Below are 23,743 nucleotides of genomic sequence, written 5' to 3' on the forward strand. Positions count from 1 at the left end.
CTAGGAATCGCCGCCTCAACACGCATGCGGATGCTAGAGAGAGTGCGGCTGCGGGCCAACCGGTCGCGCGCCCGGCTTGCACATGCGCGCTACGGATCGGTATCGAGCGCGGTCACGGCGTGTTCATAAGCCCGCAGCGTGTCGATGAACATACGCCGCTGCGCGGGATCGAGCGGTTCGAGGGCGGTGCGCCAAGCCTCGGCGCCGCGGGCCAGCCAGCGTCGGATCGCGGGCAACTTCTCCTCGGCGATACTGATGATCTTGCGACGGCGGTCGCTGTCGTCTTCCCGGCGCGCCAAGACGCCCTGCCTGCTGAGATCGCCGACCATCAGGCTGACCGTGGTCGGCGCGATCTCCAGTCTGGCCGCCAGTTCGTTCACCGTCATGGGACCGTCGAACAGCAGATAGGCCAGCAGCGAGAGGTGTCGCGGCGCGAGCGCGAACGAGGCCAGCTCTTCGGGCGGCGGTGTTCGCTTGGCCCGGCCGACCAGGCGAGGCATGAGCAGCAGCATCGCGCGCACCGCGTCGTCGGTGTCGGGTCCCGCCGTGTCCATCTGCTCCACCTCCCACTCTTCTTCCACCGCAATCCTTTTGGCTTGCGACGTAGCTATCCGCCATCCTGTCCGGTGCACAGGGTCGTTCACTCACTGTAGTCACGGCCCCCGGCCGCCCTACCGCCTGTGCGGTATCGGCAGCGGACGCCGCGGCACCGGCTCGGAGACGACGATCGAGGTGGTCGTCTGCCCGAACAAGAGAAATCCGTCGAGCAGTTCCTCGAGCTCACCGATCGACGGCGCGTGCACCTCGAGCAGGAAGCAGTCCTCACCGGTGATCCGGAAGCACCGCACGACCTGCGGGGTGTTCCGCGCCGCCGCCACGATCTTGGGGAGTTGGCCGGGCCCCGGGCGGATCCGCACCAGCGCGGCCACCGGCATGCCCAGAGCGGCCGGGTCGACCTCCATGCGGAAGCCGGTGATCACACCGTCGCGTTCCAGCCGCTGCACCCGCTCGGTGACGGCGGGCGCCGACATCCCGACCCGCCGGGCCAGCTCGGACATGGACAGCCGGGGATCGTCGTGCAGCTCGGTGAGCAGCCGGACATTCACCTCGTCCAACGCCCGTTCGCGATCGGTGAAGGTTTCTCGGCCGTTGGGCCTTGATTTTCCAGGCAACTCGCGCCTTCTCCCTGGATAGTGCCATTCCGGCCTCGAGTATTTCCTCGGAAGATACTCCGCATGACATCACCGTCCGGGATCAGCGCGCGCCGAACGTCGGCGCGGGTGCCCGCGTCGGCGTACTTCGGCCTCAGCGCGATCTTCCACTACCTCGGGCCTGCCTTCGCCGTGCTGCTGTTCGCCCGGGTGGACGTGCTCGGCGTGGCGTGGCTGCGCATCGCTTGGGCCGCAGTGTTTTTCGCGGTGTGGCGCAGGCCGTGGCGGTTGCTTCGGCGGTGCACGCCGCGGCAGCGACGCGTGCTGCTGGCGCTGGGCGTGGTACTCGTGGCCATGAACGCGACCTTCTACCTGGCCATCGCGCGGCTCCCCCTGGCGACCGTGGGTGCCATCGAATTCCTCGGCCCGATCGTGCTGGCCGCGATCGGTATGCGCAACCGCCGCAACATGCTCGCGCTCGTGCTCGCCGTGGGCGGGGTGGCCGCGCTGACCGACATCCGGCTCGCCGGCTCGCCGCTCGGCTTCGTCTTCGCGTTCGCGAACTGCGCGCTGTTCATGCTCTACGTCGTGCTCGGCCACCGGATCGCCAACACCGACGGACCATCCGGGATCGATCAACTCGGCGCGGCGATGCTGATCGCGGCGGTGGTCGCGACGCCGTTCTGCCTCGGCGCGGCCGCCCCGGCCTGCACCGACCCCATGGCGTTGCTCGCGGGCGCGGGCGTCGGCCTCTGCTCGTCGGTGATCCCCTACGTGACCGACCAGCTCGCCATGGCCCGGTTACGCAGAAGCACTTTCGCGTTGATGCTGAGCATCCTGCCCGCCGTCGCGACGGTGATCGGGGTCGCGGTGCTCGGACAGATCCCCGGCATCCAGGAGTTGGCCGGCATCGCGCTCATCGTCGCGGGCGTCTCGATGCACCAGGAACCCCAGAAGGAGAACTGATGGAATACGTTCGGCTCGGCACATCCGGTCTCACGGTGTCGCGCGGGTGCCTCGGCATGATGAGCTACGGCGACCCCGCGTCGTGGGCGTGGGTGCTCGGCGAGGAGGACGCGGAGCCGATCGTCCGGCGGGCCGTCGAGTCGGGCGTGACCTTCTTCGACAGCGCGGACATGTACTCCGACGGGGTCAGCGAGGTGATCACCGGCCGGCTGCTCGGCAAGCTGTTCGCGCGCCGCGACGACTACGTGCTGGCCACCAAGGTCTACTTTCCGACGGGGCCCGGTCCGAACGATAAAGGCTTGTCCCGCAGGCACATCATGGCCGCCATCGACGCCTCGCTCGCGCGGCTCGGCGTCGACCACGTCGACCTGTACCAAATCCACCGCTGGGACAACGAGACTCCGATCGAGGAGACCATGCACGCGCTCGATGACGTTGTCGCGTCCGGAAAAGCGCGGTACATCGGCGCGTCGAGCATGTTCGCCTGGCAGTTCGCCAAGGCGCAGCACGTCGCCGAGGCACACGGCTGGACGAGGTTCGTCTCGATGCAGAACCACTACAACCTGGTCTACCGCGAGGAAGAACGGGAGATGATCCCGCTCTGCCTCGACCAGGGTGTCGGTCTCGTTCCGTGGAGCCCACTGGCCCGCGGACTGCTGACCGGCTCCCGCACCCGCGGCGGCGGCCGGACCACCGTGCGATCCGGCACCGACCACATCGCCGAAAGCATGTATACCGACGGCGATTTCGACGTGGTCGACGCGGTACGCGCGGTCGCCGCCGCCCGTGACGTCCCGCCCGCCCAGGTCGCCCTCGCCTGGCTGCTCACCCGCTCCGGCGTCACCGCGCCCATCATCGGAGCGACGAAAACGAAGCACCTCGACGACGCGATCGCCGCAGTACGAATCCGCCTGAGCGAGAGCGAGATAGGCGCGCTGGAGAAACCGTACCGACCACACCCCGTACTCGGCCACCACTGAACCTCGCTCTATCTGGGCACCAAGGCCGCCGTGGAGCAGTTCGTGCGCGTGCTCTCGCGTGAGCTCGGCCCGCGCGATATCACCGTCAACGCCCTGTCTCCCGGCTTCACCGACACGGACCTGCTCCCCGAACGCGACCGCGCGGTGGCCGCGGAGATGTCACCGTTCGGCCGGGTCGGCCGGCCCGAGGACGTCGCCGACGTCGTCGTCTTCCTCGCGAGCGACGAAGGGCGCTGGGTCACCGGCCAGAACATCGGTGCGGGCGGCGGAGTTTTCTGAGGGCGCCCGAAGCCGCGACGACGATCCGGCGCGTGGCCGTACCGTTGAATCCGTAAGGTCCCTACGGATACGAGGAGGCTTCACATGCACGCATCGAAGGGCGACAGGCTGGTGATGCACAGCCGCATCGTCGGCCAGCCGGACCGGGTCGTCGAGGTCGTCGAAGTGCTCGGCGCCGACGGCACGCCTCCCTATCGGGTTCGGGCGGAGGATGGCCACGAGAGCATCGTGTCGCCCGGCCCGGACACTGTCGTCGACCATCGCAAGGCGTCGGCCGCCGAGTGACGTCCTCGAACTGAACCAGCCATCGTTTCGACCAGGAGAGCCGCCTCACCGCATGCGATGGGGCGGCTTGTCGCATTGCTGCGCGGTGGCTCACCGCGACCATACTTCGTCGCGATCGACTTCTGCCGGTCGCTCCCGGACCGGAGCGTCGATTCCCGCTGTGCGGAGTGCCGGGCAACGGCGACTGCACCACGCATCGTCCACCACTGGACTCATCGAAACCGTTGACAGACAGCGTGATCAGTCGTGCGTGAGTGCGATTCTGCCGAATACCTCGCCCGCCTCCATCTTTTGGTGAGCCTCAGCTGCCTGTGCGAGTGGTAGCACCTCGTGCACAACGGCTTTCACCTCACCTCGGTCGGCGGCGGCGAACAGGTCGGCGAGCGCGGCACGCTGGTCGGGCGCGGACACGGTGTCGGCGCTGAAGGTCGCGAACGTCATCGACTTCTGGAAGCTCGCGATCATCTCCTTGCCGAAATCCGCAGGGGGCCAGCCACCCATCGCACCGACGACTACCATGCGCCCCTTCGGCGCGAGCCTGGCGAAGAACGAGGGCAGGTCCGCCCCGCGACGATGTCGACGATGACGTCGTAGCTCGCCGGTCGGCGTCCGCCGCTCCCCCGCCCGCGCGGTCGAGCACGTGCGTCGCGCCGAGTTCGCGCAGACGCTCGCCGCGCTCGGCCGACGAGGTCGTCACCGCCACCGCCGCGGCGCCACCTCGAGCGGCGAGCTGGACCGTCAACACGCCGATGCCGCCGGCCGCGCCGCGCACCAGCACCCGCTCACCGCGCGCGAAATGCACATGGCGCAAAGCGAAATGGGCCACCGTGCCGGAGGTGCCCAGCGTCACCGCGTCGACCGCCGACACGCCGGCGGGAAGCGGGACGAGGGTCTCGGCGGAGGCGACGACCTGTTCGGCGTAGCCGCCGTCCATACCGGTGAACGCCCACACGCGCCGGCCCACCCAGGAAGCGTCTACACCGTCGCCGACGGCGCTCACCACACCCGCGACCTCATTGCCGAGCACCCGGCCGGGCTCATATCCGAAGTCGGCCAACGCGCCGCTGCGCAGCAGCGTGTCGACCCCGCCCACCCCCGCCGCCTCGGTCTCGATCAGCACTTGCCCCGCAGCGGGGCGCGGAGCGGGAAGGTCGACCACCGTGAGGACCTCGGGGCCGCCGAACGCCTTGACCTGCACTGCTTTCACTGGAGTCTCCGTACTCTGCTCGATCGGAACTGACCAGCGGACCGTAACGGACGCCCCCGTCCGTTTAGCTAAAGTGAGAGTGGTGCCCGCCCGTTTGCCTCACACCCTGCGCTCCGACGCCCGCGACAATCGCGAGCGCATCCTCGACGCGGCCCGCGCGGTGTTCGTCGCCGACGGGCTCGACGTGCCGATGCGCGAGATCGCGCGGCGCGCCGAGGTCGGCCCCGCCACCCTCTACCGCCACTTCCCGACCAAGCAGGCGTTGGTCGCCGAGGCGTTCACCGACCAGATGCTCGCCTGCCAGGCCATCGTCGACGAGGGACTCGCCGAGACGGACGCCTGGCACGGCTTCTGCCGCGCGCTCGAGAAGCTCTGTGAGATGCAGGCGCGCGACTACGGATTCAACGCGGCGTTCATGTCCACCTACCCGCACGCGCTGGACTTCGCCGCGATCCGCACCGCGTCGCTCACCGGCGCCGCTGAACTGATCCGCCGCGCCAAGGACGCCGGCCAGTTACGCCCCGACATTGTCGTGGACGACCTCGTCCTGATGCTCATGGCCAACAACGGCATTCACGCGCCGACACCAGCCGCGCGCGTCGCCGCCTCCCGCCGCTTCGCCGCGCTCATGATCCAGTCCTTTCGGACGACGCCGGAGTCCGCGCCGCTCCCGCCCGTGCCCCGGCTGATCCCCTCGGTGTAGGGGGCAGCCGGGCGAGGAGGATCACATGGGGTAAACGGGGTGCTTGCGCGGATTGAATTCCGGCTTCACCGTTGGCTTTTCGCGCAGCAGGCGCAGCGCGTGCCGAATCTCCAAGCGGGTCGTCGCCGGTTCGATGACCGCGTCGATGTACCCGCGCTCGGCGGCGATCCACGGGGTCGCGAGCGTCTCGTTGTAATGGTTGATCATGAACTCGCGCGCGGCGGCTCGCTGATCGTCCGGCAGGGCGGCCAGCTGCCGCTTGCCGATGAGGTCGACCGCGCTCTCCGCGCCGATCACCGCGATTCGCGCGGTGGGCCAGGCGAAACTGATGTCGGCGCCCACCTGCCGGGCGGCCATCATGCCGTAGGCGCCGCCGTAGGACTTGCGCACCACGAGGTTGATGATCGGCACCGTCGCCTCGATGATCGCGCGCGGCACCCGGCCGCCGCGAATGATCACCCCGTTGGCCTCCTGGTCCAAGCCGGGCAGCACGCCCGGGGTGTCGACGACGAACACAAGCGGAATATTGAACGCGTCGCACAGCCGGATGAAGTAGGTCGACTTGTCCGAACAGGCGGCGTCGATCGAACCACCAAGCACCAGTGGCTGATTGGCGATCACGCCGACCGGATACCCGTCGACCCTGGCGAACCCGGTGATCAGATTGGGGGCGAAAGCCGCACGCATCTCGTGGAATTCGCCGTCGTCGAAGATCCGCAGCAGGATCTCGTGCATGTCGTAGCCGGCGCGATCGGAGTCCGGGATGATCTTCTCGAGTTCCCGGTCGGTGGCCGTGATCTCCGGCTCCAGACCGGGATTCACGACCAGCGGCTGCTCCAGGCAGCTCGTCGGCATGTAGCTGAGGTACTGGCGGGCCCAGGCGTAGGCCTCCTGCTCAGTGTCGGCCACGTGATGCAAAGTGCCGCGCTTGGCCTGCACCTCCGCGCCGCCGAGCTGCTCGGCGCTGATGTCCTCGCCGTTGACGGCCTTGATCACCTCGGGCCCGGTGACGAACATGTAGGAATCCCGCGTGCCGATGAGCACATCGGTGTTGATCGGCCCGTACACCGAGCCCGCCGCGCACTTGCCGAGGATGATCGACACCTGCGGCACATAGCCCGACAGCTTCTCCAACACCCGTGAGATGTCGCCGAACGACGCGATCGAGCCCACCGCGTCCTGGATGCGCGCGCCGCCGGAGTCGTTGATCGTCACCACCGGGCAGGCGTTGTCGAACGCGAACTGCAGAGCCCGCATGAACTTGCGGGCCGAGGTGATGCCGACCGAGCCGCCGTACACGGTCTGATCGTGGGCGATCACCACCACCGGGCGTCCGCCGATCAGTCCCCGGCCGGTGACGAGCCCGTCGCCGTAGAGCGCGTCCGGCTTGTCGGGCTGACGGGCCAATGCGCTGGTCTCGATGAATGTCCCCGGGTCCACCAGCATGTTCACCCGCTCGCGGACGCTCGGAACACCCTTCTTCTCCCGCTTGGCAATACCGGCCTCACCCGCCGGTTCCGCGGCGATCGCCAGGATCTTGACCAGTTCATCTAGCTTCGCCTGGGTTTCCACCACGCTCGCTGCCACCTTCCCTACCTACTGTCGTGCCATGGCGACGTTAAGCGGTGTGGACACGAGAACGGAACAACCGCTCACATATGCGGGACAGGTCACAGTCACGACCCTTTCCGTATGGCACGATCAACAGCCCGAATGGGCCGATCCGCGCCTTACCGCGCACCGAAACAGCCAGGCCCGACCAGCGGTTCCGGATACGGCCGACGCGGTCGTAGACGAGATCGGCTCGGCACCGACGTCCGTGCCCCGCCCGTTGCCGTCTCGCCGGAACCGCTACCGCCCAGCAGCCTCCCGAATCACCGGACGGCAGCGTCCATGAGGTGCTCGCGACCCCACGCTTCCAGCGGGAGCAAAGCGTTGTTGAGCGAGGTGCCCAGCGGGGTCAAGGAGTACTCCACGCGCGGCGGCACTTCGTCGTAGACCTCGCGGTGCACGATCCCGTCCGCCTCCAGCTCGCGCAGGTGCGCGGTGAGCACCTTCTCGGTGACGCCCGAGACCGCGCGGCGCAGTTCACCGAAGCGGTGCGGCAGCTCGCTGAGCGGCCACAGAATCATCATCTTCCACTTGCCGTTCAGTACCGAGAGAGTGGCGTCGAGCCCGCAGGTGTACTCGCCCGGTCTGCGTGTGCTCGGCACAGTCCCTCTCCTGCCTGTTCGCTTTCCCGGAGGTGCGTACCCACTTTCTTGTGCGTACTCGACCAGGTCCGGATCAGGCTCGAGACTACTCGGCATGCCCGTTCATGCTGAGAAGTCGCTCACCGTCTTGGGACTCGGAGACATGGGTTCGGCCCTGATCCGCTCCTGGCTCGCCGCCGGATACGCCGTCACGGTGTGGAACCGCAGTGCCCGGTCTGCGCCGAACGGAGCGTCGGTCGCCGCGACCGCCGCGCAAGCCGTTGCCGCCAACGGTCTTGTCGTCGTGTGCCTGCTCGACGACGCGTCGGTGCGCTCCACCCTCGACGACTTGGACCTGACCGGTCGAGACATCGTCAACCTGACCACGAGCACCCCCGCCGAGGCGCGTGCGCTGTCGGACTGGATCGCCGCGCGCGGCGGACGTTTCCTGGACGGCGGCATCATGGCCGTCCCGTCGATGATCGGCGTCGCCGGCTCGGGCGCCTATATCTTCTACAGCGGCTCGGCGGAGCTGCACGAAATCCACGGCGCGGCTTTGGCGGTGCCGGCCGGGGTCACGTACGTCGGCGCGGACGCCGGGTTCGCCGCCCTCTACGACATGGCCCTGCTCAGCGCGATGTGGGGCATGTTCGCCGGTGCCGCACACGCTTTCGCGCTGATCCGCGGGGAGGACATCTCGCCGGTGGATTTCGCGCCCCTCATGGTCGGCTATCAGCAGGCCATGGCCGGGTACGCGTACGGGACCGCGGCGCAACTGGTCAGTGGCGACTACACCGAGGGCGTCGAGTCGAATCTCGCGATGATGGTGACGACGAACGGGACGCTGCTGCGTACGGCCGCCGAGCAGGGCGTCAGCCCTGAACTCCTCACGCCCTTCATGAGATTGATGGAACGTCGGGTCGCGGAGGGCGGGGGAAGGGAGTCGAACACCGGCGTCATCGATCTCCTGCGCCGTCAGCCTGCGTTGCGGCAGTGAAGAAGTCGGCGAGGGCGTCGGCGACTCGGTCCGGGGCGTTCTCGGTGGGGATGTGGGCCGCTCTGGGGATGCGGTGGAGGGTGGTTCGGGGGATCTCGGCGGCGAATCTCTCTGCGTACTCGACCTTTTCGAACGCGTCGTCCTCGCCCCAGACGAGCAGTTTGGGCGTCGTGGAGCGCCGTAGGGCGGGGAGGAGGTCGAGGGTGTAGCGGCTGTCGGCCGCGCGGACCATGGCCAGCCAGGAGCGGCGAGGCCTCGGGTCGGTCCAGGGAGATAGGTAGTCGGTGATGCGTCGTTCGGTGGCCGCGTCGGCGAGATCCCTTGTCACGGCGCGTCTTCGGGCCGCGAGGAAGTCGTCCGCCGTGACGGGTTCCCGGAGGCGGGCGACGTGCGGGGCGGGCCAGGAGTCGTAGGCTACGGAGTTGACCAAGGCCAGCCGGGACACCTCGCGTTCGGCGTCGGCCAGCAGGTGCTGGGCGACAGCACCGCCGATGTCGTGCCCCGCCACCGCGATCGGCGCGGCGATACCCAGCGCGGCGGCGAATCGCCGGACCCACTCCGCGAGGGCCGGGACCGTCGCCGTTTCCGGAGTGAGCTCCCCGCCCGAACGCCCGAATCCCGGGAAGTCCACCGCCACCGGCCGCAGTCCCGCCGCCGCCAAACGGTCCAGCACCGGAAGCCACACACGGCTCCAATAGGTTCCATGCAACAGCAGCACCGGGGGCCCATCCCGCTCGACAGTGAGATAACTGGCCGTCTCACCGCCCACCCGAACCTCGGCTCTCCGCGCGCCCGTCATGTCGCTCATGGAACACACTGTGCGAGCACCCATCTCCCCCACCCAGAGTCCAAATAGACATCCTTGGGAACTTTCTTGCCATCCCCGCACGCCGGACACGAATCAGAACCCGGCTCGTCCATGCCTGCCGCACGTGCAAGCTGTTGCATCGCAACAAGTTTCAGAAGACCAACCCACGCAGAGCCATAAAACGCAGTCCGCCGACGGCCGCCATGACGGCGATCAGCACACTTGCCTGCGCGGGGCCGCCGAGTCCCGGAGCCAGGAAATCCAGCACGGCCAGCGCCGTAGCGCTGAGGCCGAGGCCGAGCAGGGCGAGCGCGCCGCCCTCCCACTGCGCGGCGAACCACGTGACTCGTCCCGCGGCGCGAAAGGTGAGTTGGCGGTGCAGTTCGTTCGCGATCACCGTGCTCACGATCGAGCCGGCGATATTGGCGATCTGCGCGCCGATGCCGTGCACGGCCATGAACAGCAGCACGTAGGCGACGTTGCTGGAGCCGCCGACCAGGGCGAAGCGGATCAACTGCGGTAGGACGGCGTCGCCGCGCAGGTACTCCGCCATGCGGCGGAGCCGGTCGGCGCGCGACGTCGAAGCGGGACCGGCCCAGGCGGTTTCGCCGCCGGCGCCGAGGAGGACTCCCGGGCGGTTCATCTGCAAGACGGTCATGGGTTTTCCGATCAGAACGCGAGCTTCGACGGTGCCGCCTTCCGACGACAGACCGACTATACGTAGATGTATACGTATAGGGCAAGTGGATTATTTCCCGGGTCGCCGTGCACGATCCGCGCACGCGTCGCGCCTCGCTACGGCACTTCTTCACGCACCCCGGCGCAGATCTGGCGGAACTTCTCGACAGCGCACCCATCCGGCGACTGTTCGCCCGCCGACTTCCGATACTCGACGCCTGCACCGAAACACACGAGAGGACAACGACATTGAGCACTCCGAACGGCGTCACGGTCATCGAGGGATTCGTCCCGGTGATCGATCTGTCGGCCCGGCGCACCGACGCCGGGCGCAAAGCCATCGCCCAGGCGATCGGCCAGGCCTGCACGAGCTCGGGCTTCTTCACCATCGTCGGACACGGCGTCCCCGAGAACCTCATCGATCGCATGTGCACGACGACGCGAGAGTTCTTCACCATGCCCGACGAGGCGAAAGACCTTGTCGCGCATAGGCCGGGCGTCTCCGGGTTCCGCCGGATGGCCGGGTCCACCGCGCACAGCCTGGACAAGAAGACACCGCCCGACCTGTGCGAGGTCTTCTCGGCGCACGTGACCGGCAACCTCACCGACGAGGAGCGCGCAAACCTCGGCGACTATTGGGCCTCATGGAAATTGGCCAACGTCTGGCCGGAGGAACCGTCGAACTTCGCCGACACCTGGCGCGAATACATGATGGAACTGACCCATCTGGCCGCGGACCTCATGCGCTTGTTCGCCCTGGCCTTGGAGCTGAAGGAGGACTTCTTCGACGACATCTTCGACCGCCACGTCTCCTCGGTGGCCGTCAACTACTACTTCCCGCAGCAGCAGGCGCCGCTGCCCGGACAGCTGCGGCGCGGCGAGCACACCGACTGGGGCAGCCTCACCATCCTCTACCAGGACACCGCCGTCGGCGGCCTGCAGGTGCGCCACGGCAGCGACGAATGGCGTGACGTCCCAGTCATTCCCGGTGGATTCATCGTCAATATCGGCGACCTGATGTCGCTGTGGACGGGCGGGCGATGGGTCTCGACGATGCACCGCGTGATCAACCCCGAGCGCGGGAACACCTCCTCGCGCCTGTCGATTCCGTTCTTCTATCTGCCCAACCACGACGCGGCCATCGACCCGATCGGATCCTTCGCCGACGGGGAGACGCCGCAGCATCTCGGCGCCACCACCGCGGGACAGTGGATCTCGCGCAAGATGCAGAAGACGTTTTCGGCGGACCCGTCGGACTACCAGTCGGCCGACTGACCCGCGCGGGTCAGCTCTTCTTCAGACTGCCGACGCTCAATGATCCCGGCACACCGGTTCGCAGGCCCTTCTCCACGGTGCGAACGTATTCGTCGGGATCCTTGTCGACGGATTTCACGCCCGCGTAGTTGCGCGCCTCGTAGGCGGCGAAGTCGACGGCCAGCTCGTGCCGGCGCGACAGCCCGGCCAGCCTGCGGAAGTCGGTGAGACCCTCGCGCTCCTCCTCGGCCATGTGATCGCTGTTGGCCAGGTTCGCCGCCGCGACGGCCGCGTACCAGTCGTCGGTGCCGACCTGGTGACGCCCCACCTCGGCGACGGCGTCCCTGATCTCGTTGTGGTCGTGAATGGCGTCGAGGGTCTCGTCCTTCACCCCGCTCGCGCGCCGGGCCGCGATGCCCACCTGCAGCAGAACGGGGTAGAAGATCTCCTCCTCCGCCTGCGCGTGCAGTTCGAGGAAGGCGGCCAGCCGGTCCCAGATCGCGGAGAGCACCGCGGTCTGGGAACGGTCGATCTGCTCCAGCATCGCGAACAGCCGTCGCTGCTCACGGTGGTCGTCGAGGATGAGCTCGGTAATGTCCACAATTCCTCCCTGATATCGCAGGTCAGGTAAGTACTGGACGCCAGGGCAGAGTTTCACTGGGCAGGCTCCGCGGTTCACGATAGTCCACCGCGGCGTCGTCCCCACGCAGCCGGAAGATGTGCGCGAGGACGCGCCGTAATCTGATGGGGTGCGACCGAGTGTTTTGGAGCCCGAGTGGGATTTCGCGGGCACGACCGCGGGGCCGCTCGGCGCCGCGATGATCGGTTATCGCGACGCGGGCGGCGCGGGGCTGGATCTTCGGGTCGCCGGGACGTCGGCGATCACCGTGGTGATCGGCTTCGGGGATCGGGAGGTGATGGTCGACGACGCGCTCGGGCGGCGCACGCTCGGCGGTTTCGTCGCGGGACTTCCCATGGACGCCATGCGCGTGCGCAGCGAGCGGGCGGAGTGCGTGGAGATCAGGGTGTCGCCGGTGCGGGCGTACTCGCTGCTGGGGGTCGCGCCGAGCGAGCTGGGCCACGGCGTCGTCTCGCTGGACGATCTGTGGGGTCCACGGGCCCAGCGCCTGCGCGAGCAACTCGCGACCGCGCGGAACTGGGACGAGCGGTTCGCGTTGACGAAATCCTTTCTGGCGCAGGGCGACCGGCCGACGCACAGCCCCGATCCGGAGGTGCTGGCCGGCTGGCATCGCATCCTCGCCTCGCACGGACAGGTGCGGATCGGCGCGCTCGCCGACACCGTCGGATGGAGCCACAAGCGGCTGCTGGCGCGGTTCGAGTCCCAGATCGGGCTGACGCCCAAGCGGGCGGCGATGCTGGTCCGATTCCGGCACGCGGTCGACGGACTGCTCGCGGGCCTGCCCGCCGCGGACGTCGCGGTGGACTGCGGGTACACCGATCAGGCGCACCTGTGCCGCGACGTGTCGGCCTTCGCCGACCACACGCCGGGCGCCTTGCAGACGGAGTACCTGTCGGCCATCGCCCAGCACCGGTACCGGGCGTGGGGGAAATTTTTCCAATACCGGGCGGGGACCGCCGGTCGATAGTGGTGGCACACCCGTCACCCGTCGACAGTGAGAGGACACCCGCCGTGCCCCTCGACCCCGCGAAACTACAGACCGCCCTGGATACCCTGCATCGCGCAGGCCTGCCCGGCGTGTTCGCCGAAGTGCGCGACGGCGACCAAAGCTGGTGTGGCGCTGCCGGAGTCGCCGACGTCGCCATCGGCCGCCCCGTCACGGCCGATATGCGGCACCGCGTCGGGAGCATCACCAAGGCGTTCACGGCCGCGGCCGTGCTGCACCAGGTCGACAACGGCGAGATAGACCTCGATACTTCTCTCGACTATTACCTGCCCAATGTTGTTCCGGGCGAGCGCGGTTCGGCGATCACGATCCGAATGCTGATCAACCACACCAGTGGCCTCGCCGAGTATCTGCCCTACGCCTACCCGTCCTTCGCGGCGTTGCCCGACGTGGCGAAGACGACGCCGGACAGCCTGGAGGACAACAGGTTCACGCGGTTCGACCCGCTCGAACTGATCGCTCTCGGAGTCCGCGCGCCGGCCACGGGTGCCCCGGGCAATACGCCGGGCGTGTACTCGAACACCAATTACCTACTCCTGTGCCGACTTCTGGAGTCGGTGACCGGCGCCTCGGCCGAGCAGTGCATCACCCGCGACGTCATCGAGCGCGCCGGACTGCGCGACACCGGGCTCCCCGCCGGTCCGTACATCATCGGTCCCCATTCGCTGCACTACGAGACCTGGTTCGGCATGATCGACCCGCCGCGCGACTTCAGCGTCTTCGACATGTCCTGGGTCGGCCCCGCGGCCTCGCTGGTCTCGACCGTCGCCGACCTGAACCGCTTCTTCGGCCTGCTGCTGGCCGGCGAGATCGTCAGCCACGCCGCGCTGACGCAGATGCAACGCACCGTCCCGGTCATATCGTTCGAGGGGAAGCGGATCGAGTACGGGCTCGGCCTGCACCGAACGGAGATTCCCGGCCTCGGCGTCTGCTGGGGGCACGACGGCTCGGTGTGGGGCGGCGGCGCGATCTCCCTCACCAGCGCCGACGGCCGACGACAGGTATCCGTCGCCCTGAACCTGCAGCGCTGGAACACCCTCGACCCCAACGGAAGACCCCAGCCCCACCCCATCGACCACGCCCTCCAAGCATTCACCCGGCTGGCCCTGCTCGGCTGAAAGCCTGGTCGTTCCAACGTGTTAAGTGCTTAAGCTGGGATCGTGTACACGGACTTCCCGGAAAGCCTTGTGACCGAACGCCTCCGGCTGCGGCCCTGGCTCCCCTCGGACGCCGAAGCACACCGGGAATTGTGGCTCGAGCGAGATCCTCGCGCCCGTCGCCGAATCGACGCATCCGGCCGCCCGACGGTCGAGGATATGCGCGGCTGGGCCGTGGCCAACCCCCGCGGCGCCGAACCCGGCCTCGCCCTGCTCCCCATCGAATTACGCGACAGCGGCGAGTTCATCGGCTACTGCGGCTTGATCGTCGGCCAAGGCTCCTACGACGAGCCCGAACTCGCCTACGAACTAGCCCAGCGAGCCCACGGCCACGGCTACGCCACCGAAGCGGCCCGCGCCGTCGTCGCCGCGGCCGCCCGCACCGGCCGACGACGGTTATGGGCGACAGTCCGTGAATGGAACACCCCCTCGTTCCGAGTGCTGGAGAAGCTCGATTTCTACCACAGCGGACGCGTCACCCCGGATCCCGTTCGCGGCGATTCGATTTGGATGACGCGCGTTCTGGATCAGCCGTTGACATAGCGGCGAGGTGTCAGCGCGCATGTCAGGTTTGCGTCAGGCCGGTGTCAGGCGTTGTGGCGACAGTAGTTTCATGAACAACACAGCGATTGCCGATCACCGTCAGAACAACACCGACTCAGCTTGGACCGGCATGGTGGAGGTCGATGACACCGCCTTGGCCGTGACCGATACCGGCGGGCCCGGCATTCCCGTGCTCTACCTGAACGGAGCCTATGCCAGTCAGCGGGCGTGGCGGCGGGTGCTGGCCGAGCTCGGCGACGGCTACCGGCACATCACCTTCGACGAGCGGGCTCGCGGCAAGTCCAAGCGGTCGGCCGATTACTCGTTCGAGGCGTCTCTGCGCGACGTCGACGCGGTCCTCGCCGCGCGGGGCGTCGAGCGGGCGCTGTTGGTCGGGTGGTCTTATGGCGGAATCGTGTCCTGGCACTGGGCCGATCGCCACCCCGACCGCGTGCTCGGCCTGGTGACCGTGGACTCCGCGCCGTACGGGTTGACCGGCGAGGAAGGCCGGGAGCGGATTCGGAAGCTGTTCCACCGCATGCGTTTCGTCCTCCCGCTGGTGCGCCCGCTCGGCCTGGCCGCCCGGATGAGCGCCGCCCAGCACGCCGAGGTCGGCATCGACGCCAACGAGTTCGCCGCGGCCGGTGCGCCGGTCCTGCTGGGCCTGACCTGCCCGGTGCGGTTCGTCCTCGCCACGGGTGACAGCCTCGGCAGCGAACCCGGGGAGATGGAACAGCTGCGCACCTCGCTCGATCCGGTGCTCGCCGGCAATCCGAACGTGAAGGTGAGCGCCAAGGTCGCGAGCAACCACTCGCACATCCTGCGCAAGGACTTTCGCGCCGTCGCCGAGGCCGTACGGGAGACCGCGGCGGCGGTCGAGCAGCAGGGTGCGGCGAGCTGAACGATCGAGGTCCGGTCCCGCCTCCCCCTGACGCTCCGGTCAGCTCAGGACGGTCTTGCCCGACCGTCCTTCCGGCGCTTCCCCAGCGGCCACTGTGTTGTGCAGCGTGCCGATGCCGGAGATCTCGACCTCGACGGGATCACCGGGCAGCATCGGCCCGACTCCGGCGGGGCTTCCGGTGAGGAGGACATCGCCCGGTTCGAGGGTGAACCAGCGGGTGACGAAGGCGAGTAGGGCATCTACGCCGAACACCATGTCGGAGGTCGGGGCCGATTGGACGACCTGGCCGCCGAGCCGGGTGGTGATCCGCAAGGCCGACGGGTCGGGGATCTCGGTCTCGATCCACGGCCCCAAGGGGCAGAAGGTGTCCGCGCTCTTCGCGCGGGCCCACTGACCGTCGGCCCGCCAATCGTCGGCGGTGACATCGTTCGCGCAGGTGTAGCCGAGGACGAAGTCGGCGGCGCGGTCGGCCGGAACATCACGGGCCGTGCGGCCGATGACGACCGCCAACTCTCCCTCGTACTCCAGCCGCCGCACCTCGGCGGGCCGCCGTATCTCCGCGCCGGGACCCGCAATCGCGTTGGGAGACTTGAGAAATAGCGACGGCTGGCGCGGCCAAACGCGACCCTTCTCGATGATCTGCCCCGCATAGTTGCTGCCCGCGCACACGATGGTGCGGGGCTCGCACGGCGCGAGCAGCGTCAGCTCCGACAACCGCCCCACCTCCGCCCCGGGCTCGCTGTCGCGCAGTTCACGCACAGCATCCCCGACTAGAACGCCGCGCCCGACCCGTCCGTCGAGCGCGTACCGGACGATACGCATCGCGTCTCCTACTCGGTCCCGGCCAGTGCCTCGCGCACCAGCTCGACAGGGTGCCACGCCGTCCGGCCCGCCCCGTGAAAGATCTGCTGACGGCACGAGACACCGGTCGCGGCCACGATCGTGTCGTCCGGCTCCGCCGCCAGGGCCGGGAAAAGCCGGTCTCCCCCCACGGTCATCGACATCTCGTAGTGTTCGGACTCGAACCCGAACGAGCCCGCCATCCCGCAGCATCCGGAGTCGATCTCCACCACCTCCGCTCCGGGAATCCGGCGCAGCAACGCCATGGTTGCCGCCGTCCCGACCTCCGCCTTCTGATGGCAGTGCCCGTGGAACACGATCCGCCGGCCCGCGAACGGCGAGTCGGCCCGCAGCGTCAAGCGCCCAGCGTCGATCGCCTCGACGAGCAACTCTTCCACCTGCCTGACCCGCTCCGCCACCGCCCGCACCGACTCGGAATCCGGTAGCAGCGCGGCATGTTCGTCGCGCAGCATGAACAGACACGACGGCTCGCACCCGACAATCGGTGAGCCAGACGTGGTCTCGTCCGCAAGCGCGCGAATCAGCACGGACGCCTTGCGTTTCGCGTCCTCGAGCAGCCCCTTGGACATGCTCGACCGCCCACAGCATCCCCCGCTCGCGAGCTCGACCCGCCAGCCCGCCCGCTCCAGCAGCTCGATGGCCGCCACCCCGATGTGCGGCTCGGTGTAGGTGGTGAACGAATCGGCGAGCCAGTTGACCGTGCCGAGCGGCGCCGCGAGCACATTCTCCCTGCGCCGGAACCACCGAACCAGATTGACCCGCTGGAACACCGGCAGCGGCCGAGCCGCCGTGATGCCGAGCGTCCGGTCCATCATCCGCCGGGCGAAGCCATTGCGCCCCGGCATATTCGACAGCGGAGCCGTCGCCGAACCGAGCCGATTCAACAGTCGAATGGACCCGAAAGCCCTGGACCGCAAGGGAGTTCCGTGGATCTCGTTGTGGTGCGCCAGCGTCTCGGCCTTGAGCGAGGCCATGTCCACGCTCATCGGGCACTCGCTCTTGCACGCCTTGCACATCAGGCACAGGTCGAGGATCTCGTGCAGCCGCTCCCCGCCGAGCGCGGCGTGCGGATCGGGTTCGGACAGCGCCTTGACCAGCGCGTTGGCCCGGCCGCGGGTGGCGTGCTCCTCGTTCTTGGTCGCGATGTAGGACGGACACATCACACCGGAGGTGGACTTGCGGCACAGGCCGATGTTCATGCAGCGATCCGCCGCCCCGCGCATCCCGCCGACGACCTCGAACCGCAGCGCCGTCGTCAGCGGCGGCGCGGGCGGCAGCGCGTCCCGGTCGCGCAGATTCTCGGTCATCGGCGGCGCGTCGACGATCTTGCCCGGGTTCATGATGTTGCCGGGATCGAAGAGCCGCTTGACCTTTCGCATGGCCTCGTACAGTTCGTCGCCGAAGATCTCCCGGTTGAACTCGCTGCGCGCGAGGCCGTCGCCGTGCTCGCTGGAGTTCACCCCGCCGTACTCGGCGACCAGATCCTTGATCGCCTCGGCGACCGTCCGCATCTTCACCACCTGGTCCGGGTCGGTCAGGTCGACGAACGGACGGATGTGCAGGCAGCCCACCGAGCAGTGCCCGTAGAAGCCCGCCTCCATCTCGTGCGCGTCGAGAATCTCCTTGAACCGCTTGGTGTATGCGGCCAGATGCGCTGGGTCGACGGCGGTGTCCTCCACGAAGGCGAGCGGGCGGCGGGTGCCCTCGCCCGCGGCCATCAGCAGGCCGAGGCTGGACTTGCGGACCTTGAGCAGCGCGGTCTGATCCGCGGCGGTGACCGCGCGCAGCGTGTGATAGCCGTGCCCGTTCTGCCGCCACAGCCGGTCGAGGCGGTCCAGATCCGCGACCAACCGCTCCTCGTCGTCGCCGCTGAACGAGACGAAAAGCAATGCGCCAGGGTCACCTACGAGAATGTTGCCGAGCTCGGCGTACTCGATCTTCCGCCGGGACAGCTCGAGAATCGTCCGGTCCATCAGCTCGACCTGGTGCGGTTCGCAACTCAGCGCGTCGGTGGTGGCCGCGATGGCGGCGACGGTGTCGGTGAAGTGCCCGACCGCGTACACCGTGCGGGCCGGTTTGGGCACCAGGTCCACCAGCGCGTGGGTGGCGATCACCAGCGTGCCCTCCGCGCCGACCACGAATTTCGCCAGGTCGAACGGCTTGTCCGCGCCGAACCCGACCAGCCGATCGAGCCGATAGCCGCAGGCGCGCCGCCAGAACGCGGGCATCCCGGACTTGATCGTCGCCTCCTCGGCGATCACCAGCTCCGGAAGTTCTTGATAGATACGTCCTTCCAACGTCTGGGCGGTCGCGCGGCGCTTCCGCTCGGCCTCGTCGACCGGCTCCAATCTGGCGCGCGATCCGTCGGCGAGCACCACGTCCAAGGCCCGGACGTGATCGATCGTCATCCCGTAGGTCCGGGAACCGCTTCCGGCGGAGTTGTTTCCGATCATCCCGCCGATGGTCGCGCGGTTGCTCGTCGAGGTGTCCGGGCCGAACATCAGCCCGTGCGCGGCCGCGGCCTGGTTGAGTTGATCCTGCACCACCCCGACCTCCACCAGCGCGGTGCCCGCCACCGGGTCGAGCTCCAGGATCCGGTTCATGTGCCGGGACAGGTCGAGTACCAGGCCGGGGCCGACGGTCTGCCCGGCAAGGCTGGTGCCCGCGCCGCGCGGCACGACGGGCACGCCGAGCTCGGCGGCCGCCCGGACCGCCGCAGCGACGTCGTCCGCGTGGCGTGGAAACGCCACGCCCAGTGGGGTTATCGAGTACATGCTGGCGTCGCGGGAGAAGAGGTGGCGGCTGTACTCGTCGAAGGCCACCTCGCCGTCCATCGTCGCGCGGAGCGTGGTCTCCAAGCGGGTGGCGGTGGATGTGTCGGTCGTGGGTAGGTTCATGAGAGTCCTTGTGGTCCGGGAAGATTCGTGGCGGCGAGCCTGCGGCCGACCCGCTGCGCGAGTCGGCCGTCGCCTTCGGGCGACAGGTGCTGCCGTCTGGCGAGAGGTTTCGCCGTCTGGCGAGGGGTGCAGCCATCCGGCGAGCAGTTCCGCCATCAGGCGAGAGGCGCAGCCATCCGGCGAGCAGTTCCGCCATCAGGCGAGAGGCGCAGCCATCCGGCGAGCAGTTCCGCCATCAGGCGACGGGCGCAGCCATCCGGCGAGCAGTTCCGCCATCAGGCGACGGGGCTCAGCCGTCAGGCGAAAAGTGCTGCGCTCCGGCGAGAGCCATCAGCGTCAGGCGAGAGGCGCCGGGTCCGCCGACGGATGTGGCACTGCCCGTTCCGGTTTCGAGTTGTCCACCGGAAGCTGCTGCGTCGGAATCGGTTTCACCGAGGGCGCCGTCGCCTCGCGCAACTTCTTGCGCAGCGTCAGCACGAGCAGCGCCGCCACCCCGAAGACCCCGCCGAAGAACGCCTGGGTGAGCGCGTAGCCGCCGCCACTGAGATCGCTGAGCCAGCCGCCGATATACGGCCCGAAGAAGCTGCCCAGATTGCCGACACCGTTGATCAGCCCGAGCCCGGCCCCCGCGGCGGCCGCCGGAACGAGCTTGGTGACCGTCGCCCAGAACGGCCCGTACCAGGCGATCGAGGCCGCCGTGCCGAGGATCATCGCGCCGAGCACCAGCCACTTCTGTTGCGGCGAAATCAAACTCGCGCCGCCGAGAATTATGGCCGCCGAACCCAGCACCAGCGACATGTGCGCCACGTGCCCGCCCCGCTTGTCCGCCGACCGGCCGATCAGAATGATCGCGACGCCCGCGGCGATCTGCGGCAGGATCGCCACCAGACCCACCTTCATATCGGTGTGAAAGGCCTTCTTCAACACGCTCGGCAGCCACAGCGTGAGCCCGAGCAAACCCATCTGCGTCAACGTGTAGATGAGGGCGAAGTGCCACACGATCCGGCTGGTGAACGCCGCCTTGAAGGTGCCGCGATGCTGGAGCGGCTCGCCCTCCTCCAGCCGGGAACGCTCGATGTAGTCGCGTTCGGCCGTCGACAGCCATCCCGCCTTGGCCGGGGTGTCCCGCACCACGGCGAGCCACGCCGCGAGCCCGACGATCAGCGGCGCACCGCCCTGGATGATGAACATCCAGCGCCAGTCCGTGTAGGTCAGCAGAATGCCGGAGAACGGCGCGGCCACGATGGCCGCGATCGGGGTGTAGAGCTTGAAAATCGCGTAGGCCCTGCCTCTTTCGGCGAAGGGGAACCACGACCTGATGGTGGCCATCAGCGCGGGCTGCACGCCGCCCTCGGCGACGCCGAGCAGGAATCGGGCGATCAGCAACTGGCCGACCGAGTTGGTGAAGCCCTGCGCCATCGCGGCCACGCTCCACAGCACCATCAGGATCGCGATCCACTGTCTGGCACTCCACCTTTCGGCCATGTACCCGCCCGGGATCTGCAACAGCAGATAGCCCCAGAAGAAGATGCCGCTCGCCAGGCCCTGCTCGGCCTTGCTGAGACCCATGTCGGTCTCCAGGTGCGGCAGCGCGAAACTGATGTTGGTTCGGTCGATGTAACAGATGACGTAGATGAAGACGACGACCGGCAGGATGAAGGTCCAACGCTTCATCTCGGACAGGCGCCGGGCTGGGGAAGTTCGCTCGGACAACGACCTACCTCCTCGTAGGTGACCGACGCGAAAAGCGTCGGGGTATAGCGGATCCCGGCTCGTGGCGGAGCATCGGGAGAGTCACTCGTGGCGGAGCATCGAGGTCGAGATCAGGAGGCCGTTAGGGTTTGCAGCGCCGATCTGGCGGATCTGCCGTGCGGCCGAGCTTGACGTCCACGCCGTCATAGCGGGGGCTTACGACGTGCCCAGCTGGGAGCGATCTAATTCAATGGGAGCGTGTGCGATCCGGTCGCGCGGCATCTTCCTTCGATGGAAAATGCGGCGCCGGAGGCTGATTCAGCGGGGGCCGATTCACTCGGCTTTCAATACCGAGAGGGCGGCTTGCAGGCCGGCGGGATCGACTGCCACACCGGCCAATTCGAGCCCCATCTGCACACCGGTGAGGGTGCCGGCGAGCGTGAGGTCGTTGAGGTCGCCGAGGTGCCCGATGCGGAACACCCGCCCGGCGAGCTTGCCGAGACCTGTGCCGAGCGACATGTCGAAGCGGTCCAGGATGATCCGGCGCACCTTGTCCGCGTCGTGTTCCGCGCCGAGCAGCACGGCGGTCAGCGAACCGGAGTACTCGCGCTCGTTCACGCACAGCACCTCCAGACCCCAGCCCTGGACGGCGGCGCGCGTCGCCGCGGCGTGCCGGCTGTGCCGGGCGAAGACGTTGCGCAGCCCCTCCTCTTCGAGCATCAGCAACGCTTCCCGGAGACCGTAGAGCAGGTTGGTGGCGGGGGTGTACGGGTAGAAGCCGTGCTCGTTGGCGTCGAGGATCGGCGCCCAATCCCAGTAGGACTTCGGCAATCTCGCCTGCGGAGCGGCCGCGAGCGCCTTGTCGCTGATCGCGTTGAAGCCGAGGCCCGGCGGCAGCATCAAACCCTTCTGCGAGCAGCCGACGGTCACGTCGACGCCCCAGTCGTCGTGCCGGTAGTCGATGGACCCCAGCGAGGAGATCGTGTCCACCAGCAGCAGGGCCGGGTGCTCGGCGTCGTCGATGGCGGCGCGGATCTCGGGAATCCGGCTGGTGACCCCGGTCGAGGTCTCGTTGTGCACGACCATCACCGCCGCGATGCCGTGCGCGGTGTCGGCGGCCAGCCGTTCGGCGACCGCCGCGGGATCGACCCCGCGACGCCAATCGCCCGGCACGAAATCGACTGTGAGTCCGAGGCGTTGGGCCATGTCCCGCCAGAGGCTCGCGAAATGGCCTGTCTCGAAGGCGAGTACGCGGTCGCCGGGCGACAGCGTATTGACCAGCGCCGCCTCCCACGCGCCGGTGCCCGAGGAGGGATAGATGACGACGGGGCCGCCGGTGCCGAAGACGGGTTTCACCCGTTGCCGCAAGTCCAGTGCGAGCTCGGCGAAGTCGGGGCCGCGGTGGTCGATGGTCGGTTGCGCCATGGCGCGCAGCACCCGGTCGGGGACGTTGGTCGGTCCGGGGATTTGCAGGAAATGCCGTCCACTCTGAGCGGTCATCAGATCGTTTTCCGTTCTGTGCCGTGATATGGCACACTGTGCCGTGAAAAGGTGCAGCAAGGGTAGGGATCTGTGATGAAGGAGTCAAGACCTTGCGAAACGTCCTGAATACGCTCCGCGTGCTGGAGGAGGTCGCCGCGCGCCAGCCCATCGGCGTCGGCGAGTTGGCGCGGGTGCTCGAACTGCCCAAGAGCACGGTGCAGCGCGCGCTGATCACGCTGGACACGGCCGGGTGGATTCGTCCCGCGTCCGGCGAGGTGACCCGGTGGGCGCTGACCACCAAGGCGCTCGCGGTCGGCAGCCGCGCCGGCGGCGACCTCGGCCTGCGCGGCATGGCCCTGCCCATCATGGAGAACCTCCGTCGGCACACCGAGGAGACCATCCACCTGACCGTGCCCGAGGACGGCAAGATGGTCCTGATCGAGCGGCTCGAGACCGACAAACCGGTACGCACCAACATGGCACTCGGCCACTCACTACCCCTGCACGCCTCAGCCAACGGCAAAGCCGTTCTTGCGCACAGCAATCCGGAGTTCGTCCGACAGTTGCTCGTCAACGAACTACCGCGCTACACCGAAACCACCATCACCGACCCAGACCAACTGCAAGCCGAGCTGTCCACCATCCGCGACACCGGTTACGCGGTCAACCGCGGCGAGTGGCGCTCCGACGTAGGCGCAGTAGCCGCGGTAGTACTCGGAGACACCGGCCAACCAATAGCAAGCCTCAGCGTAAACGTGCCGTTCAGCCGCCTCACAGCAAAGACCGAGCCCGCCTTCGGCACCGCAGTCCACAAAGCAGCACAAACCCTCACCACCCGCCTGACCTAACCCTCCACCCACACCCCACGCGCTCAACGACCCGCCAGCGCGCGGCGCGCCTACCCCACCCCCGCACTGGCTCTAGGTGTTCGCACGCGCGTCAACACGGCAAGCCGACGTGCGAACACCTAGAGCCAGTGCGGCTGTCGGGCACGCTCGCGACGGCGGTCCGCGACAGACGGTGCACGGCGACGCGGCTGAGCCACCCCCGCACTGCCTCTTGGG

24 protein-coding genes and 1 pseudogene are annotated in these 23,743 nt (G+C 68.2%); 12 read left to right on the forward strand and 13 right to left on the reverse strand.

Annotation, left to right across the window (positions count from 1 at the left end; all coding sequences use genetic code 11):
• Positions 1 to 89: 89 nt before the first annotated feature.
• A complete protein-coding gene (locus ON39_RS41425) occupies positions 90 to 581 on the reverse strand; it encodes a MarR family winged helix-turn-helix transcriptional regulator (protein ID WP_246003159.1) in 492 nt (163 codons plus the stop codon).
• Between the two features lie 90 nt (positions 582 to 671).
• Positions 672 to 1,172, reverse strand: coding sequence for an Lrp/AsnC family transcriptional regulator (locus ON39_RS41430; RefSeq protein WP_040742444.1), 501 nt, complete (start codon positions 1,170 to 1,172; stop codon positions 672 to 674).
• 63 nt (positions 1,173 to 1,235) lie between these two features.
• On the opposite strand from ON39_RS41430, the gene ON39_RS41435 reads away from it, so the two are divergent.
• The 4 genes from ON39_RS41435 to ON39_RS41450 all read left to right on the forward strand — a co-directional run bounded on the left by ON39_RS41435 (position 1,236) and on the right by ON39_RS41450 (position 3,661).
• Positions 1,236 to 2,117 carry an EamA family transporter gene (locus ON39_RS41435; protein WP_040742446.1) on the forward strand — a complete coding sequence of 294 codons (882 nt, stop codon included), beginning with the start codon at positions 1,236 to 1,238 and terminating at the stop codon, positions 2,115 to 2,117.
• Positions 2,117 to 3,097, forward strand: a complete 981-nt coding sequence (locus ON39_RS41440) for an aldo/keto reductase (RefSeq protein ID WP_040742448.1) — start codon at positions 2,117 to 2,119, stop codon at positions 3,095 to 3,097. The genes ON39_RS41435 and ON39_RS41440 overlap by 1 nt, the downstream gene beginning before the upstream one ends.
• A gap of 12 nt (positions 3,098 to 3,109) precedes the next feature.
• The gene (locus tag ON39_RS41445; protein WP_211336465.1) at positions 3,110 to 3,376 is read left to right on the forward strand and encodes an SDR family oxidoreductase; all 267 of its coding nucleotides are present in this window, start codon (positions 3,110 to 3,112) and stop codon (positions 3,374 to 3,376) included.
• An 84-nt stretch (positions 3,377 to 3,460) separates the two neighbouring features.
• On the forward strand, positions 3,461 to 3,661 hold the full coding sequence (locus ON39_RS41450; protein WP_040742450.1) for a DUF1918 domain-containing protein: 201 nt from the start codon (positions 3,461 to 3,463) through the stop codon (positions 3,659 to 3,661).
• Positions 3,662 to 3,901: 240 nt separating this feature from the next.
• Here ON39_RS41450 and ON39_RS51005 read toward each other — a convergent pair whose 3' ends face one another.
• Positions 3,902 to 4,180 (reverse strand): zinc-binding dehydrogenase, encoded by a 279-nt coding sequence (locus ON39_RS51005; RefSeq protein WP_306307567.1) that lies wholly within the window; start codon positions 4,178 to 4,180, stop codon positions 3,902 to 3,904.
• A 415-nt stretch (positions 4,181 to 4,595) separates the two neighbouring features.
• A pseudogene (locus ON39_RS51345) lies at positions 4,596 to 4,868 on the reverse strand (alcohol dehydrogenase catalytic domain-containing protein); the annotation flags it as partial.
• A gap of 82 nt (positions 4,869 to 4,950) precedes the next feature.
• On the opposite strand from ON39_RS51345, the gene ON39_RS41460 reads away from it, so the two are divergent.
• Complete coding sequence (locus tag ON39_RS41460; protein WP_174412620.1) at positions 4,951 to 5,571, forward strand: TetR/AcrR family transcriptional regulator; 621 nt, start codon at positions 4,951 to 4,953, stop codon at positions 5,569 to 5,571.
• Positions 5,572 to 5,592: 21 nt separating this feature from the next.
• Here ON39_RS41460 and ON39_RS41465 read toward each other — a convergent pair whose 3' ends face one another.
• Together ON39_RS41465 and ON39_RS41470 are read right to left on the reverse strand one after the other, a co-directional pair.
• Positions 5,593 to 7,146, reverse strand: a complete 1,554-nt coding sequence (locus ON39_RS41465) for an acyl-CoA carboxylase subunit beta (protein WP_040742454.1) — start codon at positions 7,144 to 7,146, stop codon at positions 5,593 to 5,595.
• Between the two features lie 299 nt (positions 7,147 to 7,445).
• A complete protein-coding gene (locus ON39_RS41470) occupies positions 7,446 to 7,784 on the reverse strand; it encodes a winged helix-turn-helix transcriptional regulator (RefSeq protein ID WP_040742455.1) in 339 nt (112 codons plus the stop codon).
• Positions 7,785 to 7,878: 94 nt separating this feature from the next.
• On the opposite strand from ON39_RS41470, the gene ON39_RS41475 reads away from it, so the two are divergent.
• Positions 7,879 to 8,760 carry an NAD(P)-dependent oxidoreductase gene (locus tag ON39_RS41475; protein ID WP_040742456.1) on the forward strand — a complete coding sequence of 294 codons (882 nt, stop codon included), beginning with the start codon at positions 7,879 to 7,881 and terminating at the stop codon, positions 8,758 to 8,760.
• Here ON39_RS41475 and ON39_RS41480 read toward each other — a convergent pair.
• Together ON39_RS41480 and ON39_RS41485 are read right to left on the reverse strand one after the other, a co-directional pair.
• Positions 8,720 to 9,568, reverse strand: coding sequence for an alpha/beta fold hydrolase (locus ON39_RS41480; RefSeq protein WP_040742457.1), 849 nt, complete (start codon positions 9,566 to 9,568; stop codon positions 8,720 to 8,722). The genes ON39_RS41475 and ON39_RS41480 overlap by 41 nt on opposite strands.
• A 151-nt stretch (positions 9,569 to 9,719) precedes the next feature.
• Positions 9,720 to 10,226, reverse strand: a complete 507-nt coding sequence (locus ON39_RS41485) for a GtrA family protein (RefSeq protein WP_085998356.1) — start codon at positions 10,224 to 10,226, stop codon at positions 9,720 to 9,722.
• Positions 10,227 to 10,495: 269 nt separating this feature from the next.
• Here ON39_RS41485 and ON39_RS41490 point away from each other — a divergent pair, with 269 nt between their 5' ends.
• Positions 10,496 to 11,521 carry an isopenicillin N synthase family dioxygenase gene (locus ON39_RS41490; protein ID WP_040742485.1) on the forward strand — a complete coding sequence of 342 codons (1,026 nt, stop codon included), beginning with the start codon at positions 10,496 to 10,498 and terminating at the stop codon, positions 11,519 to 11,521.
• 10 nt (positions 11,522 to 11,531) lie between these two features.
• On the opposite strand, the gene ON39_RS41495 is transcribed toward ON39_RS41490, so the two are convergent.
• Complete coding sequence (locus tag ON39_RS41495) at positions 11,532 to 12,101, reverse strand: hemerythrin domain-containing protein (RefSeq protein ID WP_040742459.1); 570 nt, start codon at positions 12,099 to 12,101, stop codon at positions 11,532 to 11,534.
• 148 nt (positions 12,102 to 12,249) lie between these two features.
• Between ON39_RS41495 and ON39_RS41500 the strand changes: the two genes are divergently transcribed.
• The 4 genes from ON39_RS41500 (at position 12,250) to ON39_RS41515 (ending at position 15,747) form a co-directional block, all read left to right on the forward strand.
• Positions 12,250 to 13,107, forward strand: a complete 858-nt coding sequence (locus ON39_RS41500) for a helix-turn-helix domain-containing protein (protein WP_040742461.1) — start codon at positions 12,250 to 12,252, stop codon at positions 13,105 to 13,107.
• Positions 13,108 to 13,151: 44 nt separating this feature from the next.
• Positions 13,152 to 14,264, forward strand: coding sequence for a serine hydrolase domain-containing protein (locus ON39_RS41505; RefSeq protein ID WP_040742463.1), 1,113 nt, complete (start codon positions 13,152 to 13,154; stop codon positions 14,262 to 14,264).
• Positions 14,265 to 14,306: 42 nt separating this feature from the next.
• A complete protein-coding gene (locus ON39_RS41510) occupies positions 14,307 to 14,846 on the forward strand; it encodes a GNAT family N-acetyltransferase (RefSeq protein ID WP_051187775.1) in 540 nt (179 codons plus the stop codon).
• 70 nt (positions 14,847 to 14,916) lie between these two features.
• Entirely contained in the window at positions 14,917 to 15,747 is an 831-nt protein-coding gene (locus ON39_RS41515; RefSeq protein WP_040742465.1) for an alpha/beta fold hydrolase, read from the forward strand.
• A 39-nt stretch (positions 15,748 to 15,786) separates the two neighbouring features.
• On the opposite strand, the gene ON39_RS41520 is transcribed toward ON39_RS41515, so the two are convergent.
• The 4 genes from ON39_RS41520 to ON39_RS41535 all read right to left on the reverse strand — a co-directional run bounded on the left by ON39_RS41520 (position 15,787) and on the right by ON39_RS41535 (position 22,697).
• Positions 15,787 to 16,569 carry a fumarylacetoacetate hydrolase family protein gene (locus ON39_RS41520; RefSeq protein ID WP_040742466.1) on the reverse strand — a complete coding sequence of 261 codons (783 nt, stop codon included), beginning with the start codon at positions 16,567 to 16,569 and terminating at the stop codon, positions 15,787 to 15,789.
• A gap of 8 nt (positions 16,570 to 16,577) precedes the next feature.
• On the reverse strand, positions 16,578 to 19,505 hold the full coding sequence (locus ON39_RS41525) for an FAD-binding and (Fe-S)-binding domain-containing protein (protein WP_040742468.1): 2,928 nt from the start codon (positions 19,503 to 19,505) through the stop codon (positions 16,578 to 16,580).
• A 336-nt stretch (positions 19,506 to 19,841) separates the two neighbouring features.
• Positions 19,842 to 21,218, reverse strand: a complete 1,377-nt coding sequence (locus tag ON39_RS41530) for an MFS transporter (RefSeq protein WP_169335959.1) — start codon at positions 21,216 to 21,218, stop codon at positions 19,842 to 19,844.
• Between the two features lie 312 nt (positions 21,219 to 21,530).
• Complete coding sequence (locus ON39_RS41535) at positions 21,531 to 22,697, reverse strand: pyridoxal-phosphate-dependent aminotransferase family protein (protein ID WP_040742470.1); 1,167 nt, start codon at positions 22,695 to 22,697, stop codon at positions 21,531 to 21,533.
• A 92-nt stretch (positions 22,698 to 22,789) separates the two neighbouring features.
• Here ON39_RS41535 and ON39_RS41540 point away from each other — a divergent pair, with 92 nt between their 5' ends.
• Positions 22,790 to 23,527, forward strand: coding sequence for an IclR family transcriptional regulator (locus ON39_RS41540; protein ID WP_040742471.1), 738 nt, complete (start codon positions 22,790 to 22,792; stop codon positions 23,525 to 23,527).
• Positions 23,528 to 23,743 lie beyond the last annotated feature (216 nt).

The sequence above is a fragment of the Nocardia tenerifensis NBRC 101015 genome, assembly GCF_000308715.1.
Lineage (GTDB): Bacteria > Actinomycetota > Actinomycetes > Mycobacteriales > Mycobacteriaceae > Nocardia > Nocardia tenerifensis.

What these genes read in the sequence shown, in the direction of transcription:
- ON39_RS41520 (WP_040742466.1), bottom strand. Translation starts at nt 16,569, where the DNA reads ATGCGTATCGTCCGGTACGCGCTCGACGGACGGGTCGGGCGCGGCGTT.
- ON39_RS41535 (WP_040742470.1), bottom strand. Translation starts at nt 22,697, where the DNA reads ATGACCGCTCAGAGTGGACGGCATTTCCTGCAAATCCCCGGACCGACC.
- ON39_RS41525 (WP_040742468.1), bottom strand. Translation starts at nt 19,505, where the DNA reads ATGAACCTACCCACGACCGACACATCCACCGCCACCCGCTTGGAGACC.
- ON39_RS41475 (WP_040742456.1), top strand. Translation starts at nt 7,879, where the DNA reads ATGCCCGTTCATGCTGAGAAGTCGCTCACCGTCTTGGGACTCGGAGAC.
- ON39_RS41440 (WP_040742448.1), top strand. Translation starts at nt 2,117, where the DNA reads ATGGAATACGTTCGGCTCGGCACATCCGGTCTCACGGTGTCGCGCGGG.
- ON39_RS41485 (WP_085998356.1), bottom strand. Translation starts at nt 10,226, where the DNA reads ATGACCGTCTTGCAGATGAACCGCCCGGGAGTCCTCCTCGGCGCCGGC.
- ON39_RS41480 (WP_040742457.1), bottom strand. Translation starts at nt 9,568, where the DNA reads ATGAGCGACATGACGGGCGCGCGGAGAGCCGAGGTTCGGGTGGGCGGT.
- ON39_RS41515 (WP_040742465.1), top strand. Translation starts at nt 14,917, where the DNA reads ATGAACAACACAGCGATTGCCGATCACCGTCAGAACAACACCGACTCA.
- ON39_RS41435 (WP_040742446.1), top strand. Translation starts at nt 1,236, where the DNA reads ATGACATCACCGTCCGGGATCAGCGCGCGCCGAACGTCGGCGCGGGTG.
- ON39_RS51005 (WP_306307567.1), bottom strand. Translation starts at nt 4,180, where the DNA reads ATGGTAGTCGTCGGTGCGATGGGTGGCTGGCCCCCTGCGGATTTCGGC.
- ON39_RS41450 (WP_040742450.1), top strand. Translation starts at nt 3,461, where the DNA reads ATGCACGCATCGAAGGGCGACAGGCTGGTGATGCACAGCCGCATCGTC.